We start from the raw sequence: 17,948 nt of genomic DNA on the forward strand, positions 1-17,948 counted from the left end.
CCTTTGTGGCAGAATGAAAAAGAACTTGGTTATAGCTATTGATGGCTATTCATCTTGCGGAAAAAGCACTTTAGCGAAAGCATTAGCTAAAAAATTAGGTTTCATTTATGTAGACAGCGGAGCGATGTATCGGGCCGTTACGCTCTACTTTCTGAGAAATAATATTGACATTACTAATGATGAGAAAGTTGTTGATGCACTTCAACACATCGAACTGAATTTTCATTCACGTGATTACGAATCACATATCACTTTAAATGGCGAAGAGGTTTCTGATGAAATCCGTTTAATGCCAGTTTCAGAAAATGTAAGTGAAGTTTCTGCCCATAAAATTGTTCGCCACGAAATGGTGAAACAACAACAACGCATGGGAAAATCGAAGAACATTGTAATGGATGGTCGTGATATTGGCACTACGGTTTTTCCAGATGCACCTTTGAAATTATTTATGACTGCCGATCCGAAAATTAGAGCAGAACGACGATTTAAGGAATTGGAAAGTAAAGGCAATAATGAAACCACACTGGAAGAAGTTTTCGAAAATTTGGCCCACCGCGATTATGCTGATACCACCAGAAAAGAAAGCCCACTGGTTAGAGCCGCTGATGCAATTGTATTAGACAACACCAATTTAACACCCGAAGAACAATTGGCGTTTGCTTTAGAAAGAGCAGAAACATTTTTAGCTAAATAACTTTAATTTTATCGGATTGGTTTAATTTCCTATTTTTAGCTGCTAACCATTAAGCTACTATGAAATTAAAACTTACTTCCCTTTTGTTATTAATCAGTGTATTTACTGCGCTAAACGTTCAGGCGCAAAAAGGCTGGATCAATCTTTTCAACGGAAAAGACTTGAAAGATTGGAATGTAAAAATTTCCAAACATGATTACCAAGATAATTATGCCAATACTTTCAGCGTTGCAAATGGTGTAATGAAAGTAAGTTACGATGGGTATTCTGATTTTGATAAACAGTATGGCCATATCTTTTACAAAAAGCCGTTTTCCTATTATTTATTAAAGGTAACTTATCGTTTTGTTGGCGAGCAAGCCAAAGGTGGAGAAGGCTGGGCAACCCGAAATAGTGGTGCTATGTTGCATGGGCAGGATCCTGCTACGATGTTGAAAGATCAGGATTTTCCAATCTCCGTTGAAGCGCAAATTCTGGGCGGCGATGGAGAACATGTGCGCCACACCAGCAATGTTTGTACACCAGGAACATTAATTAATTATAAAGGTGAGTTGTTTACAACGCACTGTTTAGATTCAAAATCAAAAACCTATCATGGCGATCAGTGGGTTACTGCTCAATTCTTGGTTTTAGGCGATTCAGTAATTAAACATATCATTGCCGGTGAGGTAGTTTTAGAATATACAAAACCACAAATTGGTGGAGGAAGTGTAACGAATTACGATCCAAAGGTTAAAGTTGATGGCACCCCTTTAAAGTCAGGCTATATTTCACTGCAAAGCGAAAGCCACCCTATAGAATTTAAGACGGTTAAGCTTTTCGATCTGGCACCTTACGCAAAAGACGAACTTAAATTAAACAAAATCATCGACAGAGTTTTAAAAGAGTAAAAACGATAAACCCTATTGTTAAGAATGATGTAAACGCGATTTTCAACCAACTTAAATTATCCGATGTTCAAAACTCATTCAATCAAGAATTTATTAGTTGTTATCTTTTTACTTATTTCTAGCCATTCTTTTGCACAGAAGGCCTATACCATCAGCGAAATCCCTGATCCAAAAACAAACGGAGGAGGCTGGGTAAGTAATCCTGATAGCATTTTAAGTGCCGATCATGTTTCGCAGATTAATGCCGCCATTTCGGATTTTGAAAGCAAAACTAATGTTCAGGTGGCAGTAGTTATTGTTAGCGATTTTGATCATGAACAGGAAGATTTCGATTTTGCCTACGAACTTTTTAATACCTGGGGAATTGGACAAAAAACGAGTAATAACGGCTTGCTGCTATTTATAGCAAAAGATCGGCGGAAATATCGTTTCATCACCGGAACCGGAATTGAAGGCGTTTTGCCTGATGTTAAACTCAAACATATTGCTGAGCAAAACCTACTACCTGCATTCAGGGAGAATAATTTCGGAACAGGAATTATAACGACTATTGACGCCATTGGAGTAGTAATTTTAAATCCAGAAAATAAATCGGAGCTCAATCAATTTTTTACGCAACAAAGCGAAAATGGCGATTTAGGGAAAGTCTGGATACCTGTTCTTGTTATTATTTTAGCTTTTTTCGGGATTTTCAAAATTGTAAATAAACAAGCCAAGAAAACGATCAAGGTAGATGCTAGTGGCAATCACGGCCACGAGAAAACAATCATCAGCGGCTGCGCCGGATTTTTCATGTTTATTTTTGTGAGTATTTTTGCAATGGTATTTTTTAGGGGCTTTGGTTTATTTGATAAAGTAAAGCTTATCCATGCTCCTTTCATTTTATATGGAATATTAGCTGCCTGTTTATTCTTTCGTTATTTATTTCATATTTCCTCGCTACGAAAAACACATTACGACGATAAAAATTATTTTAACGCTGTCAGCGATTTTAATAAGAAGAATTTCTGGCTGATTATTTTTTCTCCGCTGATCTTAATTACTTTGATTAATTATCTATTCAAACGAGGCAAAAACATTGATCGGTTTAAGCCTGTTTTAGACAGTAAGAATCAGGAAATGCTTCGGGTAGATCGGGATATTAATGTTGAAGGCAAACCCTTTTTAAGTGCCGGACAACGAGCTGAAGAAGGCGCACAAACCTACGATTATGATATTTGGGAAAGTGCTGATCATAAAGAACATGTAATTAAACAATGGCCTGCGGAAGAATATAACAGCTACACCGAATGTCCGAAATGTAATTTCAGAACTTATAAACTCAACAAACAAGTTACAGTTACTGCAGCAACCTATAGTCGCGAAGGCAAGGCAAAACTAATAAACGAATGCAGTTTTTGCAGATACGTAGAATTTATTGAATGGATCACGTTGGCCATGTTGGTTAAAACTAAATCTTCATCAGGTTCATCCTCATCAAGAAGTAGTTCATCTTCTTCATCGAGCAGCTGGGGAGGTGGTAGAAGCAGTGGCGGCGGTACCGGAGGTAGTTGGTAGAAATTGAATTAACCGCCTCATTTCTCCCTGTAATTAAAAGTATTTCCTAATTTTGGCACTTATAGCACGATGTTTGCTCTTTGCGTCGTTGCTAATTTTATAAAACTGCTTTGCAGCAATCTTAAAACTATGACTAGAATTTTATTCCTATTAATTGCGCTTTCAATCTTTTCAAGCCGCATTAATGCACAAGATACCTATAAAGTAACTGCTGATCAGTTACGGGTTAGAGCAAGTAGTGATCCTAAAAGTAAGGTGATAGCTAATATTTCGCAGAATGAAAATTTAACAGTTTTAGATGCCAGCAATGATAAATTTTATAAAATAAAAATTAAAAATGGCGAAGGTTGGGTAAGTAAAGATTTCGTTCAAAAGATATCAGCGCCTACGTCACAAACCAATACAGCCCAAACTAATCCTGCTACTCAAAGTTCTACAACAGCAGCTCCTGCTACTGATGTAATTTACCGCGTTACTACTGATAATTTAAGAGTGAGGCAAAAAGCCGATCCTAAAAGCAAGGTGATTGGTTATCTTCCGGAAAATGAAAATGTTGCCGTTATTGATTCTGCAGATGCCAGTTATTTTAAAATAAAGGTAACCAATGGTGAAGGTTGGGTGAGTAAAGAATTTTTAGTTCGGGTATCGCCAGTTAAAGCCGTACAAAAACCGGCTGTATCTGTTGAGGTTCCAGCAATTGACAAAGATTATTCAAATATTATCTTTTTTGCTGTAGTGGCTTTGGTAATGGGTACCATTCTTTACTTTATCTTTAAATATTCTAATCAAAATAAAATTTTAATCGGCATTTCAGCGATTATTATTTTAGTAGTAATTTACTTTTGCTTTATTACTTTCATCCAACCTAAAACAGTTAACGGAACTTTTGTAAGCGATAGCGAAACACAATATAAAACCTTTGATTTTAACACCAATGATTCTGTGATTGTAAAGGATACTTACACGGATTCTACTTTCACAGCAAAATATGTTATTGAAGGCGACATGATTAAATTGTATGATCAACAAAACATGATTTTGTTGCTAATCAGAGATGAAAACACTTTGGTTGGTGAAGGATTTACCAGAGGGATCTTTACGAAGAAATAAATTTCAAACAACCTATGTTTCTAAACCCGGTAGAGCGGAATAGCCCGCAGCGAAGTGCAACGCAGCGAGGACTATAAGCGATAACGGGGCTGCTGTAAACAAAGAATTACGGAACGCTGATTTTCAAACAATTCTTTTCTAGAAAAAGAAAAGAACCATCTCTCCATGTGCGCTCCTAAAAAAAGGGATCTCAAATCGTCTATTTAAGGTAACAAATCTTTACTCCTTATTCATTTATCTTTGCGCCTTCAAGCATCCAATCTTGCTACCTGTTACTAAATACGCACTACTCTTTTACTAATAACCTTAAAATCAGCAACATTTATTAAAAAATTCTTTTCTATTAATTAAAATATTTTTACCTTTGCAGTCCCTAAATAGGGAAAAAAGGAGATAATTAATTAATGGCTAAAAAACAAGTAGCAGAAAAAGAATTAGCAGCAAAAACAGCTGAGCTTCAGGGAGAAGGCGGACGCCTGACTGAAAAAGAAACTATTGAATCAGAAGCTGATTCAGTTTCGATCGAATCGATCAAATCATCATTAGCAACACCAACGGAAGATTTCGACTGGGATGCAGATGAAAAAGTTTTCGGTAATTACAATGATGCAGACCGTAAAAAGTTTGAAGACATGTATGCTGGAACATTCAATCAAATCACTAAAGGTGAAATCATTAGCGGTATTGTTGTTTCAATTAACAACAAAGATGTAGTATTAAACGTTGGTTTTAAATCAGATGGTTTAGTTTCTACTTCAGAATTCCGTGATACACCAGATTTAAAAATCGGCGATTCAGTTGACGTATTCGTTGAAGCACCAGAAGATGCTAACGGTCAATTGATCCTTTCTCGCAAAAGAGCAAAAACTCAAAGATCTTGGGAAGCTATTAACGAGGCGCTTGAAAATGATAGAATCATCAACGGTTTCGTTAAGAGCCGTACTAAAGGTGGTTTAATTGTTGATATCATGGGCGTTGAAGCTTTCTTACCAGGTTCTCAAATTGATATTAAACCTATCCGTGACTACGATGTTTACGTTGGTAAAACAATGGAATTCAAAGTTGTTAAAATTAACCATGAGTTTAAAAACGTAGTTGTTTCTCATAAAGTGTTAATTGAAGACGATTTAGAATCACAAAAAGTAGAAATCGTTTCTAAATTAGAAAAAGGACAGGTATTAGAAGGTACTGTTAAAAATATTACTGATTTCGGTGTGTTCATCGATTTAGGTGGTGTTGATGGTTTACTTCACATTACTGATATTTCTTGGGGCCGCATAGAGCATCCAAAAGAAGTATTATCATTAGATGAAAAAATCAACGTAGTTGTTTTAGATTTCGATGATGAGAAAAAACGTATCGCTTTAGGATTAAAACAATTAACTCCACACCCTTGGGAGAACTTAAGCACTGACATTCAAGTTGGTTCTAAAGTAAAAGGAAAAATCGTAACTGTTGCAGATTACGGTGCTTTCTTAGAAATCATCCCAGGTGTTGAAGGTTTAATCCACGTTTCTGAAATGAGCTGGTCACAAAACTTAAGAAACCCACAAGAATTCTTAAAAGTTGGTGATGAGATCGAAGCTGAAGTTTTAACTTTAGATAGAGATGAGCGCAAAATGAGCTTAGGTATTAAACAATTATCTAACGATCCATGGCAAGAAGTTGCTGCTAAATTCCCAGTTGGAAGCAAGCACAAAGCAACTGTTAAAAACATGACTAACTTCGGTGTATTTGTTGAAATCGAAGAAGGTATTGATGGTTTAATCCACATCTCTGACTTATCTTGGTCTAAAAAAGTAAACCACCCTAACGAATTCACTAAAGTTGGTGATGTATTAGACGTAGTTGTTTTAGAATTAGACGTTGATAACCGTAAATTAAGCTTAGGTCACAAACAATTGGAAGAAAACCCTTGGGATACTTTCGAAACGATCTTCACTTTAGATTCGGTTCACCAAGGTACAGTTGTTAAAGTAACTGATAAAGGTGCTGTTATTGCTTTACCATACGGTGTAGAAGGTTTCGTACCAACTAAACACATGGTTAAAGAAGATGGTACTTCAGTTAAAGCAGAAGAAACTAACGACTTCAAAATCATCGAGTTTAACAAAGAAGCTAAACGCATCGTTGTTTCTCACGCTCGTATTTGGGAAGAAGTTAAAGCTGAAGCTGTAGCAGAAGAAAGAAATGCTAAGAAAAAAGAAGCTAAAGCTGCTGTAACTGCAGTTAAGAAAGTTAAAGATTCTGTAGAGAAATCTACTTTAGGAGACTTAGACGTATTGGCTCAATTGAAATCGCAACTAGAAGGCGAAGAAAGCAAAGCTAAAAAAGGCTAGTTCTTTTTAACTAAACAAATTAAATCCCGATAGCGCAAGTTATCGGGATTTTTTTTTGCGTGAAGAATTTCGTCATTGCGAGAAGGCTTTTTCAGCGACGAAGCAATCTCCCCTTTTTTCACCATATAAGGAATGTAAGACATTTAATTTAAATTCCGTCATTGCGAGGCGGAACGACGAAGCAATCTCATTTATTTAACATTTAGGTACATTTAAAATTTTCATCCTGGCTAAGTATGAAACTCAAATGCCTTATATAGTTTAAATCATTTGAAAACGCAAGCAAGCAATAATCTGTCACTCCTGCCCCGCTGTCCGTTCAATCTTTTTGGCGATTGTCATGCTGAGCTTGTCGAAGCACACAATCAAAAAGGATTTTCCTCCCATCGGGTTTAGGTAACATCATTACTTCGTTCTCTCAAGCTTTTACTTTCATCCGCTTAGAATTACTACTTTTGAAAAGAAAACCGTTTTATCATGAAGAAGATTATTTTTTTGCTTTTATCGATTGCTTTTTACAACAGCCTTTCTGCTCAGGAAATAAATATTATCCCGCAACCTGTTAGTGTTAAGACAGGATTAAGCACAGAAAAATTTATAATTGATAAAAACACGGAGATAATTTCAAATGATTCATTATCCAATTCAGCTTTATTCCTACAAAGTTATATTCAAAAATATTATGATCTAAAACTTCGGATAAATCCAAATTCGACAAGTAGAAAAAATACCATCAAACTGGAACTAGTTAAGCGGTTATTAAAAGATTCAAATGAATATGAACTTATAAGCAACCACGATCAAACCATGGTTTATGCCAATTCAGAAAATGGACTTTTTTATGGGATTCAAACCTTAATTCAGTTATTACCTGAGGTAAAATCAGCATCGCTTCAAGTTCCAGCGGTTCACATCACAGACTATCCTCGTCTCGAATACCGTGGAATGCATTTAGACGTTAGTCGCCATTTTTTTGATGTAGACTTTGTAAAACAATACATCGATTATTTAGCCCTGCATAAAATGAACTATTTCCACTGGCATTTAACTGATGATCATGGCTGGAGAATTGAAATCAAAAAATATCCTAAACTCACAGAAATAGGCGCTTGGCGAAACGGCAGCATTATTGGTTTATGGCCGGGCAAAGGAAATGAAAACATTAAATATCAGGTATTGCCAACAGCGATTAATATCACGCCAAAAAATGCTGTAATAAAAACAGATGGCGTCAAACATGGCGGATTTTATACGCAGGAACAAATTAAAGAAGTAGTAGAATATGCGGCCAAACGTTATGTAACCATTATTCCCGAAATCGAAATGCCGGCCCACAGTATGGCTGTTCTTGCCGCCTACCCCGAATTAGGAACAGAACCCAATAAAAAATATGCTGTTGCTGAAACCTGGGGCATGATGAATAAATACAACAATGTATTACAAGCTTCAGATACCACATTTAAATTCCTGGAAAATGTACTGGCTGAAGTTATGGAGTTGTTTCCTTCACCATACATCCATATTGGCGGCGATGAGGCCTCTAAAGTTTGGTGGAAACAGTCTGCAGCCTCACAACAAATTATGAAAGCAAATGGCTTAAAAACAGAAAGCGAGCTACAGAGTTATTTCATCAGACGCATAGAAAAATTTGTAAATGGTAAAGGTAAAACCATCATCGGCTGGAACGAAATTTTACAAGGCGGCTTAGCACCGAATGCAGTAGTGATGAGCTGGCAGGGAGAAAAAGGTGGTATTGAAGCAGCAAAACAGAACCATAAAGCCATCATGACGCCAGAAGATAAGGTTTATTTCAACCATGCACAATTTGTAAAGGAAGACAGTTTAACTGCAGGAAAACCCTCACTTTTAGCTGATGTTTACAACTACGAACCTATCCCGGCTGAATTATCTGCTGAGCAAGCAAAGTACATTTGGGGTGGACAAGGTTGCTTGTGGAGTGAGTACATTACTAACCCTGCCAAAGTTCAATACCAGCTTTTTCCAAGATTAGATGCATTGAGTGAAATTTTATGGAGCCCGAAAGAGAAACGGAACTACTCCGATTTTCAAAAACGCTTGAAAACCCAGTTTAAACGCTATGATTTAACGGGAATTACTTATTCTAAAAGATATCTGGAAAATTGATAATTTAATAGAGGAGTCGTTTTAATCAATCAGCTAATTTTTCCCATTCATTTAAAAAATTTATCCAATCTTTGTTTCAAATTTCAATCATGCGTAAAATACTTGCAGTTATTTGCACCATCATCACCATTTTTGTATTAAAAGAAACGGTGAATATTTTCATTACCGATGAAGTTGAAATTGTAAAGCAACGCAGTATTTTTATTGTTATAGCCTTAAGTATTGCTATACCTTTAATCATCTTATCACTTTGGCTGTGGAAACCGAGGAACAACCAAAACCAGCAAAAGCAGCGTTAATCGTAAAATTTCTCCTTTAGTTCGGGTGTCGGTACCCAGCAACTCTCCTGCTTTCCCCACCATTTATAACGGTTTTTGGCAATGATGTCGTAGAACCAATCCCGAATAAATTTTGGGATGATCATAAAAGCATAAAGCATTGGCCAAAATCCGTTCAATTTTTTCGCAATCCTTAATGCAGCTGACGATTTAGTATAAAGCCGATCATTCTCTACGAGAATAATTGAATTAATCCGCTCTAGATCGATATTAAATTTCGGTAAAATGGCTTTTGCATAATTTCCCTGCAATGCCGTAAATTTAAAAATATCATGCTTATCATGTTCAATTGCAAACTGAACCGATGCATTGCAAAGATTACAAACACCATCAAAAAAAATTACGGATTTCTGTGCCATCATCGTCACAAAGCTATCGAATTTATTACTTTGCTATTCAAAAACTCTACTTTAGTAAAAAAATAAATCTATGTCGATCACAACAGAAGATGAGTTATTAGGAATGCAAAGGGTTAGTAAAGCTGTAGCATATACTTTAAAAGAGATGCGAAACTTTGCTAAACCTGGGATGTCTACCAAACAACTTGATGATTTTGGTGGGGAAATTTTAAAAGATTTCGGTGCTAAATCGGCGCCGAGGTTAACATATAATTTCCCTGGGTGGACATGCATTTGTGTAAATCAGGAGATTGCGCATGGCATTCCGCACTCAAAGAAAATTTTAGCGGAAGGAGATTTGGTTAACATAGATGTTTCTGCGGAGTTAAATGGCTATTGGTCTGATAACGGCGGCTCTTTTGTATTGGGGAACGATTTAAACAACCACAATGTGCTGGTTAACGCTTCGAAAGATATATTGAAAAAAGCCATCAACAATATTAGAGGAGGTATTCGAATCTCAGAAATTGGCCGGCTCATTGAAACCGAAGCACGAAAATCAGGTTTTCGGGTAATTAAAAACCTAACCGGGCATGGCGTAGGAAGAAGCTTACATGAAGCGCCACATGATATTGCCAATTACTATGATCGATGGAATCACGACAGATTTAAAAAAAACACAACGATAGCCATTGAAACCTTTATTTCTACAGCATCTAACCTTGCAGAAACTGAAAATGACGGCTGGACTTTAACGGGCAATAAGGGCGGTTTTGTGGCGCAACATGAGCATACCATCATGGTAACCGGCGATAAACCCATCATTCTTACTGCCGAAAATGAGATATGGCTTTAAACAAGCATCTAATTTCAAATTCCGGTTTCCTAGCTTAAAACATTTTTCTATATTTGCCCAATCCTTCTTCAATGCAAAAGAAAACACTTCTTGACGGACAAAAAATTCAGATTACAATTAAGAGGCTTTGCCATCAGTTAATTGAAAACCACGACGATTTCGCAAATACCGTTTTAATTGGCATCCAGCCACGAGGCATTTTTTTGGCCGATCGTATTCATCAGGAACTCGAAACCATCTTAAAAAACAAGAAAATTTTAAAGGGAAACCTTGATATTACTTTTTTTAGAGATGATTTTCGACGCAAAGATGGCCTGGTAACTGCAAGTAGCAATTCTATCGATTTCATCATCGAAGGGAAAAAAGTGATCTTAATAGACGATGTACTTTGGACAGGAAGAACCATAAGGGCAGCGCTTGACGCCTTGTTGGCTTATGGCCGACCGGAGAAAGTTGAATTATTGGTATTAATTGACCGAAGATTTAGCAGGCATTTACCAATTGAACCAGATTATATTGGTCATCAGGTAGACAGTTTAAATTCACAACAGGTAAAAGTTACCTGGGCAAGTGAAGGAAGTGAAGACAAAGTGATTTTATTATCCGAAAAATTATAATATAAAAATGGCAGCAGACAAATTATCAACCCGACATCTTTTAGGCATCAAAGATATTAACCGGAATGATATCGAATTGATTTTCGAAACTGCAGATAATTTTAAAGAAGTAATTAACCGCCCAATTAAAAAGGTTCCTTCACTTCGTGATATTACCATTGCCAATATTTTTTTCGAGAACTCTACCAGAACTAAACTATCTTTCGAGTTAGCAGAGAAACGGCTTTCTGCCGATGTGGTTAATTTTGCTGCATCTTCATCGTCGGTAAGCAAAGGTGAAACCTTAATTGATACAGTAAACAACATCCTATCCATGAAAGTGGATATGGTGGTAATGCGACATCCGTATGCAGGCGCTGGTCAGTTTTTGAGTAAACACGTAAAGGCGCAAATCGTAAATGCAGGTGATGGCGCACACGAACACCCTACTCAGGCTCTGCTTGACGCCTTTTCGATCCGCCAGAAATTAGGTGATGTAGCCGGGAAGAAAGTAGTAATTGTTGGTGACATTTTGCACTCGAGAGTAGCCATTTCCAATATCCTTTGCTTGCAACGTTTGGGAGCGGAAGTTATGGTTTGCGGCCCCACAACCCTAATACCAAAACACATCCATCAACTGGGTGTTAAAGTAGAACATAATTTAATTAAAGCCCTAAACTGGTGCGATGTGGCCAATATGCTTCGAATCCAGCTAGAGCGCCAGGATATTAAGTACTTTCCTTCGTTAAGGGAATATGCCATGATGTATGGTTTAAACAAACAAATTCTTGATAATCTTGATAAAGAAATTATTGTCATGCATCCAGGTCCGATTAATCGTGGTGTCGAAATTACCAGCGATGTAGCAGACAGTAAACAATCAATCATTTTAGAGCAAGTTGAAAACGGTGTTGCCGTAAGAATGGCAGTGCTTTATTTGCTGGCAAGCCAGGGATAGCCGTTGGCTTATCAGTAATTGATTTCATTGGGCATTGGTTCATTGAAAACGGCTAACTGTAAATTGTTTACTCCAAACTGCATTCCTAAACCTGTCAACTGCGAATGAGCTAATGAACCAATAAACAGTTTAGAACTGTTTTTTTCCACAATCTAACTTCTCCAATACCAATTTAATAAACCCTTCGTTTATTTGTGTTATTAACAGATGTTAATTACTTCTGTTGATAAACCATGATACTATTTATAATTTAGTACCAACCATATTTGAAACCGATGCAAACCATCATTGATCTGAAACTAAATGTTTAGAACAAGATAGCTTTCATTGCCATTGAAAAAAGATATCATAATGAAGAAAAAATACTTTTTAATTCCGCTACTTTTGGCAGGAAGTTTTGGCACCTATGCACAAATAAGTGCGGTGCAAAACCTCAATAAAAACTATCAAACGGGTTTAGAATTATTAGATAAAGAAAAATATACCGCGGCAGCACAGCAATTCAAACTTGTAGAGCAGCTGCGTTACAAACCCTCTACCCAAACAGAGAGCAATGCAGAGTTATCTTTATTAAAAGAAAATGCCAAATTTTATGCAGCGGTTTGTGCGTTGGAACTTACCAATAGCGATGCTGAGAGTTTGTTTCAGGCGTTTATCCGCGACTATCCTTTAAATCCGAATACCAAACTGGCTTATTTCTACGTTGGAAAGACATATTTTAATCAGAAAAACTACAAAAAAGCTTTAGAATGGTTTGAAAAAACTGACCCTTCTACCCTTTCTGGCAAACAACGTAACGAGTATCAATTTAAGCAAGGCTATGCTTACTTTGAAATGCAAGATTATGAAAAGGCAGAACCTTTATTTGAAAAGGTAAAAAAGGAAGAAGGTGATTTTCAGGAAAGTGCAACCTATTATTTTGCATACATCAATTATCTAAACAAAGAATACAAAACTGCACTTGCAAATTTTGAAAAATTAAAAGGTTCTCCTACCTACGAGGCGAGTTATCCATACTACATCACCTCGATGTATTATTTAGATGAACGTTACGATGATGTAATCAGCTATGCTTTAGCATCCATACAAAAAACGAAACAGCAGTTCGAGCCGGAAATGTTGAGTTTGGTTGCAGCTTCTTACTTTGCAAAATCAGAATTTAAAAACGCAGAAAAATATTTCGCTGAATTTTACGCAAAAGATAAAAGTGAAACCAAAAACAACTTATTTATTTATCAATACGGTTACTCTTTATTTCAGAATAAAAAATACAAAGAATCTGTTGCTGTTTTAGAAAAGCTGAACAATGATGATGTTTACCTGCAGAATGGTATGCACACCTTGGGTAAAGCATTTATTCAGTTAGGTAACAAACAAAAAGCGCAAAGTGCATTTTTTAGGGCTTCGCGTCTAGACTTCGACAAAGCAATTCAGGAAGAAGCCTGGTTAAGTTATGCTAAATTAAGCTATGAGTTGGATTTCCACCAACAAGCTTTGGAAGCTACTCAGGGATTTTTGAAAGCTTTCCCGAAATCACGTAAAATTAATGAAGCTAAAACTTTACTGGGCGAAGTACTTTTAACCACCAAAAATTATCAGGCAGCAGTTGATATTTTGGAACCTATCCCTGATAAAACCTTGGAAGCAAGAGAAGCTTATCAAAAAGTAACTTATTTCCGCGGTTTGGAATTTTATAATGAAAGAGCGTTTCCGAATGCTTTATCCATGTTTCTACGTTCAGATAAATTCCCGGAAGATAATGAGATTCATGCTTTAAATACCTATTGGAAAGGGGAAGCAATGTATGAATTGCGCAAATACGGTGAAGCCGTTTCTACTTTTGAGAAGTTCCTTAAAATGCCAGATGCAGATAAAACCGGTGTTTATAATTTTGCCAACTATGCGCTAGCTTACGCTGCTTTTGAGGATGAAAAATACAGCAAGGCAGCAAACTACTTCGAGAAGTTTTTAAATGGAAATGATAAAGATCAAAAAACGATCGATGATGCCACCATCCGTTTAGCCGATTCGTATTTCGTAAATAAAACTTACGGAAATGCCATGGCCAATTATAATAAGATCATTGCCAGACATACCACTTCTGAAGACTATGCAACTTTTCAAAAAGGTATGATCCAGGGTTTAGAAACGCAGTACGATGCCAAAATTGCCACCATGCAAAGCTTACTTAAGGCATTCCCTAACTCAAATTATGCGGATGATGCGGGTTTCGAAACGGCTTACACCTACTTCAACAAAGGTGATTTCGATAAATCTAAATCCGATTTGGTTGATTTAGTGGCAAAATATCCACGCAGTAGTTATGTCCCTAAGGCTCTGGTTACCATTGGTTTGGTTCAATACAATCAGGATCAGGATGATGCTGCTTTAGAATCGTTTAAAAAAGTAATTCGCGATTATCCGACCGCTGACGAAGCTAAACAGGCGATGGAATCCATCAAAAATATTTATGTAGACAGAGGTGATGCCAATGGCTTTATCGCTTACGCGAACACTACGCCACTTGGAAATTACTCAAGCAATGAGCAAGACAACATCGTTTTCTCAGCTGCAAATAACCTCTATTTAAAAGGTGATGCAAACGGCGCTTTTCAGGCTGTAAATGCTTATTTCGATAAGTTCCCTAAAGCAAACCATGAGAAGGAAGCGAAATTTATCAGAGCAGAATCGTTGGTAAAACTTGGTCGCCCTGATGAGGCCATTCCTGATTATGAATTCATTTTAAATGACTGGACCAGCGATTATACAGAACGTTCATTGGTGAGTATATCACAGTTATTCCTGAATCAGAAAAAATATAACGAGGCAATTGTTTATTTGAAACGATTGGAGACTACTACCGATTATAAATCACACTATAGTTTTGCCATCAATAATTTACTCAAAGCTTATACGGCGCTTAACATGCCTGACGACATGTTGAAATATGCGCAGTTAACCAAAGAATCAGAAAAAGCATCTGAAGAAGAAAAAAACAGTTCAGGTTTATTTGCGGGTAAAGCTTATTTGTTAAAAGGAGATACAACAACAGCGGTTAAAGAATTTAAAAATGTTGTTGCTAAAACCAAAACTGCTGCTGCAGCAGAGGCCAAGTACAATCTGGCTTTAGTGGAGTATAACAAGGGTGATTTCAAAACATCAACTAAAACATGCTTTGATATTGTAAATAATATGGCTTCTCATGATTATTGGGTTGCGAAAGCATTTATTCTCTTATCTGACAACTACGTTGCTTTGAAAGATAATTTACAAGCAAAAAGTACACTTCTAAGCATAATTGATAATTACGAAGGCAAGGACGATATCATCCCGACAGCCAAAGAAAAACTAGAAAAACTAAACCAGAAGAAGTAGAATTATGAAGTCGATTAAATATATGTATAGTTCACTGTTTTTTTTAGCTGCTGGATTAATGACTGCTCAGGCGCAGGATAAAAAGCCAGAAGAAAAAACGGTAGTAAACGAGGAAATTGAAGTTGTTCGCCCATACAAACCTATTTTAGCAGAAGCAGTAAAACTGAGAAGAAGTCCGAATTTGGATGACGTGAAAACTTATAAAGCAAAATTAAATTATAGTATAACTGATCGAAAACTGGAGCTGAACAGCGATATTCAGAAATTGCAGGCACAAGCTCTGGCAGAAGAGAAAGCAAGTATCTTGGTTAATAATTATGTGAAAGGTGCATTTGGTTCGTTATCAACTTTATTAGGTGAGGCTTATTTCAACACCGGCAAAGATGAAGGTCTTCAGCTAGGTGGCTACATTAAGCACTTTAGTCAGGAAGGAAAGCTGAACAAACAAAACAGCAGCAACCAACAATTAAGTGTTTTTGGGAGAAGTATTTTAGAAGAAAACACGGTTAGCGGACGCATCAATTTGGAGCGCAATGGAACCTATTTTTACGGGATTGACAACGCTAATCCAGCCTTAAATCCTGATCCTCAGAAACAGGCATTTTCGCTTATTGAACTTGAAGGAGAATTGGTTAAAAATTTTACCGAAGATGAAGACGCTTTAAGTTATGCGGTTAAAGCAAACGGATACCTTTGGAATGATAAATTTAGCGCCAAAGAGAGTTATTTAAGCTTAAACGGTTATTTAAACAAACGCATTAGTTCATTTAATCTAGGATTAGCTGCCTCAACTGAATTTGGCAATACGAAAGATGCGCTAACCAGTGTGGGCAATAATTTATTGCGTTTAAATCCTTACATCCGTTTACAGGTTAAAGGTGCAAAAGTTACCGCTGGAATTAACTTCGTTCAGGAATTCGGCGCTTACAGCAGCTCAAAATTATTCCCATCGGTAACAGCAGATTTCACTTTAGTTCCAGATTATTTACAGGTTTTTGGAGAAGTTAAGGGAGATGTAAACAGAAACTCGATGAAGATCTTTACAGATGAAAATCCTTGGTTAAACAGCAACATCCTGGTAAAAAATACCGTTGAAAAACTAAGCATCAGTGCAGGTATTAAAGGTACCGGCGGGCCAGGTTTTGGCTACAAAGCTCGTTTTTACATGAAGCAGTTTGATGATATGCCTTTGTTCATCAACAATTTTGATGATTTTAATAAGTTTGACGTGATTTACGATTTCGGTAAAACAAAGTTAACGGGCTTAGAAGGCGAAATTTCGATTCAGGTGAGCGATGCATTAAAATGGACAGGAAAGCTAAACATTGATGATTGGAAACCTGCATCAGAAACCTACTCTTGGTTTAAACCTGGATTAAAAGTGAATTCGAATTTCGTTTACACCTACAATAAAAAATTGAGTTTTAACGCTGGCGTTGTTATTCAGGATGATGTAAAAGCAAAAGTAAATGTTCAGCAACCCATAAATCCGTTGCAATACTTAATTCCAAATCCAGGTATTGAATCTATTGTTACCGTTAAAGGTTTTGTTGATTTAGGTGTTGGTGCAGATTATAGAATAAATAATAAATTTTCGGTATTTGCAAAGGCTAACAATATCTTAAACTCGAACTACAGCAGATATTTATATTATCAGGTGAATGGGTTCAACATTTTTGGAGGATTAACTTATTCGTTTTAATCAAAAAACTTCAACCCAATAATATTTAAACCAAAAGGCCTTCAAAATTTGAAGGCTTTTTGGTTTAACACAGATTGATAATTGAGATCGCAAAGCGACGATTTAAATGTTTCTGAGCAAACTACTACTTATGGTTTAGCTAAGTAAAACAAATCATTAATTTAGTATTCTCAAAAAACATAGGAAACGCCAATGATCATTCAAGAGATTCAAGATGCAAGTGCCGAAATGTGGAAATCATCATTGCCACATGTTTCAATAGATAGTGTTGTATTTGGTTTTAAAAATGCGAGTTTAAATGTATTGCTGTTAAAAATAAAAAATGATGACCACTGGATTTTGCCCGGTGGCTACATCAATAAAAATGAATCTATTGATGATGCTGCACAAAGAATCCTGTTTGAACGCAGCGGAGCTGATAAAATTTTCCTAAATAACTTTGGTGTCTTTGGTGATTTAAACCGATCGGAAGATTATTTTAAAGATTATCCTGATCATTTGTGGCATAAACAACGTTTTATTACCATTGGCTATTATGCCCTGGTTAATCAAAGTGATGTAACACCTGTTATCGATACTTTTTCAGACAGCTGCGAATGGGTTTCTGTAAATCATTTACCAAAAATGGCGATGGATCATCAGTCAATTATTATGAAAGCATTGGCTGCTTTGCGGGAACACATCAGTTATAAACCTATTGGATACAACTTGCTTCCCGAACATTTTACAATGCCAGAACTTCAATCACTATATGAAACAATATTGGGCCAAAAACTAAATCGTGGTAATTTCTATCGCAAAATAATGCGATACAACATTCTAACTAAGCTTGATGAGCCTCGAAAAGGCGGTGCTCACAAAGCGCCACATCTTTATAAATTCGATAAAGAGAATTATGAACAAGCATTAAAAGGTTTAAATTGGTAGCCATTGGGTTATTGTATATTATTGCTATTCTAACTTTTACTTAAATTCAATCATCATAAAATATTGCCATTTGGTTCATAACATACCATTTCTATCTTTGTAACCGTTATCTTTGAAAGGATG

At 36.4% G+C, this 17,948-nt stretch carries 14 protein-coding genes; 13 read left to right on the forward strand and 1 reads right to left on the reverse strand.

The features are described from left to right. Positions 1 to 13: 13 nt before the first annotated feature. From cmk to EA772_RS21845, 7 genes are all read left to right on the forward strand, one after another. A complete protein-coding gene (gene cmk / locus EA772_RS21815; protein WP_124914929.1) occupies positions 14 to 694 on the forward strand; it encodes a (d)CMP kinase in 681 nt (226 codons plus the stop codon). Positions 695 to 753: 59 nt separating this feature from the next. Next, complete coding sequence (locus tag EA772_RS21820) at positions 754 to 1,584, forward strand: DUF1080 domain-containing protein (protein WP_010600208.1); 831 nt, start codon at positions 754 to 756, stop codon at positions 1,582 to 1,584. 63 nt (positions 1,585 to 1,647) lie between these two features. Next, the gene (locus EA772_RS22270) at positions 1,648 to 3,141 is read left to right on the forward strand and encodes a YgcG family protein (RefSeq protein WP_124914930.1); all 1,494 of its coding nucleotides are present in this window, start codon (positions 1,648 to 1,650) and stop codon (positions 3,139 to 3,141) included. Positions 3,142 to 3,270: 129 nt separating this feature from the next. Beyond that, positions 3,271 to 4,251, forward strand: coding sequence for an SH3 domain-containing protein (locus tag EA772_RS21830; protein WP_168187620.1), 981 nt, complete (start codon positions 3,271 to 3,273; stop codon positions 4,249 to 4,251). A gap of 404 nt (positions 4,252 to 4,655) precedes the next feature. Then, positions 4,656 to 6,590, forward strand: a complete 1,935-nt coding sequence (rpsA, locus tag EA772_RS21835; RefSeq protein WP_010600211.1) for a 30S ribosomal protein S1 — start codon at positions 4,656 to 4,658, stop codon at positions 6,588 to 6,590. Positions 6,591 to 7,067: 477 nt separating this feature from the next. After that, entirely contained in the window at positions 7,068 to 8,735 is a 1,668-nt protein-coding gene (locus tag EA772_RS21840; protein ID WP_124914932.1) for a beta-N-acetylhexosaminidase, read from the forward strand. A gap of 89 nt (positions 8,736 to 8,824) precedes the next feature. Then, positions 8,825 to 9,034: a hypothetical protein gene (locus EA772_RS21845; protein WP_124914933.1), complete on the forward strand. Its 210-nt coding sequence runs from the start codon at positions 8,825 to 8,827 to the stop codon at positions 9,032 to 9,034. Here the strand turns inward: EA772_RS21845 and EA772_RS21850 are convergent. Continuing rightward, positions 9,031 to 9,435, reverse strand: coding sequence for a thiol-disulfide oxidoreductase DCC family protein (locus EA772_RS21850; RefSeq protein WP_116167407.1), 405 nt, complete (start codon positions 9,433 to 9,435; stop codon positions 9,031 to 9,033). The two genes, EA772_RS21845 and EA772_RS21850, sit on opposite strands and share 4 nt — an antisense overlap. 67 nt (positions 9,436 to 9,502) lie before the next feature. Between EA772_RS21850 and map the strand changes: the two genes are divergently transcribed. The 6 genes from map (at position 9,503) to EA772_RS21880 (ending at position 17,825) form a co-directional block, all read left to right on the forward strand. Continuing rightward, the gene (map, locus tag EA772_RS21855; RefSeq protein WP_124914934.1) at positions 9,503 to 10,267 is read left to right on the forward strand and encodes a type I methionyl aminopeptidase; all 765 of its coding nucleotides are present in this window, start codon (positions 9,503 to 9,505) and stop codon (positions 10,265 to 10,267) included. A 71-nt stretch (positions 10,268 to 10,338) separates the two neighbouring features. Then, the gene (gene pyrR, locus EA772_RS21860) at positions 10,339 to 10,884 is read left to right on the forward strand and encodes a bifunctional pyr operon transcriptional regulator/uracil phosphoribosyltransferase PyrR (protein ID WP_010600216.1); all 546 of its coding nucleotides are present in this window, start codon (positions 10,339 to 10,341) and stop codon (positions 10,882 to 10,884) included. A 7-nt stretch (positions 10,885 to 10,891) separates the two neighbouring features. After that, positions 10,892 to 11,821, forward strand: a complete 930-nt coding sequence (locus EA772_RS21865; protein ID WP_109932580.1) for an aspartate carbamoyltransferase catalytic subunit — start codon at positions 10,892 to 10,894, stop codon at positions 11,819 to 11,821. 351 nt (positions 11,822 to 12,172) lie between these two features. Further along, the gene (locus tag EA772_RS21870) at positions 12,173 to 15,196 is read left to right on the forward strand and encodes a tetratricopeptide repeat protein (RefSeq protein ID WP_124914935.1); all 3,024 of its coding nucleotides are present in this window, start codon (positions 12,173 to 12,175) and stop codon (positions 15,194 to 15,196) included. Between the two features lie 22 nt (positions 15,197 to 15,218). Then, positions 15,219 to 16,898, forward strand: coding sequence for a TonB-dependent receptor (locus EA772_RS21875; protein ID WP_246834012.1), 1,680 nt, complete (start codon positions 15,219 to 15,221; stop codon positions 16,896 to 16,898). 192 nt (positions 16,899 to 17,090) lie between these two features. Further along, positions 17,091 to 17,825, forward strand: a complete 735-nt coding sequence (locus EA772_RS21880) for an NUDIX domain-containing protein (RefSeq protein WP_124914937.1) — start codon at positions 17,091 to 17,093, stop codon at positions 17,823 to 17,825. Positions 17,826 to 17,948 lie beyond the last annotated feature (123 nt).

Origin of the sequence: Pedobacter sp. G11 (genome assembly GCF_003860265.1) — a bacterium.
GTDB classification, from domain to species: domain Bacteria; phylum Bacteroidota; class Bacteroidia; order Sphingobacteriales; family Sphingobacteriaceae; genus Pedobacter; species Pedobacter agri.

Bases quoted from the DNA above. Each gene is read 5' to 3' on its own strand.
- EA772_RS21820 (WP_010600208.1), top strand. From the start codon at position 754: ATGAAATTAAAACTTACTTCCCTTTTGTTATTAATCAGTGTATTTACT.
- EA772_RS21845 (WP_124914933.1), top strand. From the start codon at position 8,825: ATGCGTAAAATACTTGCAGTTATTTGCACCATCATCACCATTTTTGTA.
- EA772_RS21830 (WP_168187620.1), top strand. From the start codon at position 3,271: ATGACTAGAATTTTATTCCTATTAATTGCGCTTTCAATCTTTTCAAGC.
- EA772_RS21840 (WP_124914932.1), top strand. From the start codon at position 7,068: ATGAAGAAGATTATTTTTTTGCTTTTATCGATTGCTTTTTACAACAGC.
- EA772_RS21870 (WP_124914935.1), top strand. From the start codon at position 12,173: ATGAAGAAAAAATACTTTTTAATTCCGCTACTTTTGGCAGGAAGTTTT.
- EA772_RS21850 (WP_116167407.1), bottom strand. From the start codon at position 9,435: ATGATGGCACAGAAATCCGTAATTTTTTTTGATGGTGTTTGTAATCTT.
- EA772_RS21865 (WP_109932580.1), top strand. From the start codon at position 10,892: ATGGCAGCAGACAAATTATCAACCCGACATCTTTTAGGCATCAAAGAT.
- EA772_RS22270 (WP_124914930.1), top strand. From the start codon at position 1,648: ATGTTCAAAACTCATTCAATCAAGAATTTATTAGTTGTTATCTTTTTA.
- EA772_RS21875 (WP_246834012.1), top strand. From the start codon at position 15,219: ATGTATAGTTCACTGTTTTTTTTAGCTGCTGGATTAATGACTGCTCAG.
- pyrR (WP_010600216.1), top strand. From the start codon at position 10,339: ATGCAAAAGAAAACACTTCTTGACGGACAAAAAATTCAGATTACAATT.
- EA772_RS21880 (WP_124914937.1), top strand. From the start codon at position 17,091: ATGATCATTCAAGAGATTCAAGATGCAAGTGCCGAAATGTGGAAATCA.
- cmk (WP_124914929.1), top strand. From the start codon at position 14: ATGAAAAAGAACTTGGTTATAGCTATTGATGGCTATTCATCTTGCGGA.
- map (WP_124914934.1), top strand. From the start codon at position 9,503: ATGTCGATCACAACAGAAGATGAGTTATTAGGAATGCAAAGGGTTAGT.
- rpsA (WP_010600211.1), top strand. From the start codon at position 4,656: ATGGCTAAAAAACAAGTAGCAGAAAAAGAATTAGCAGCAAAAACAGCT.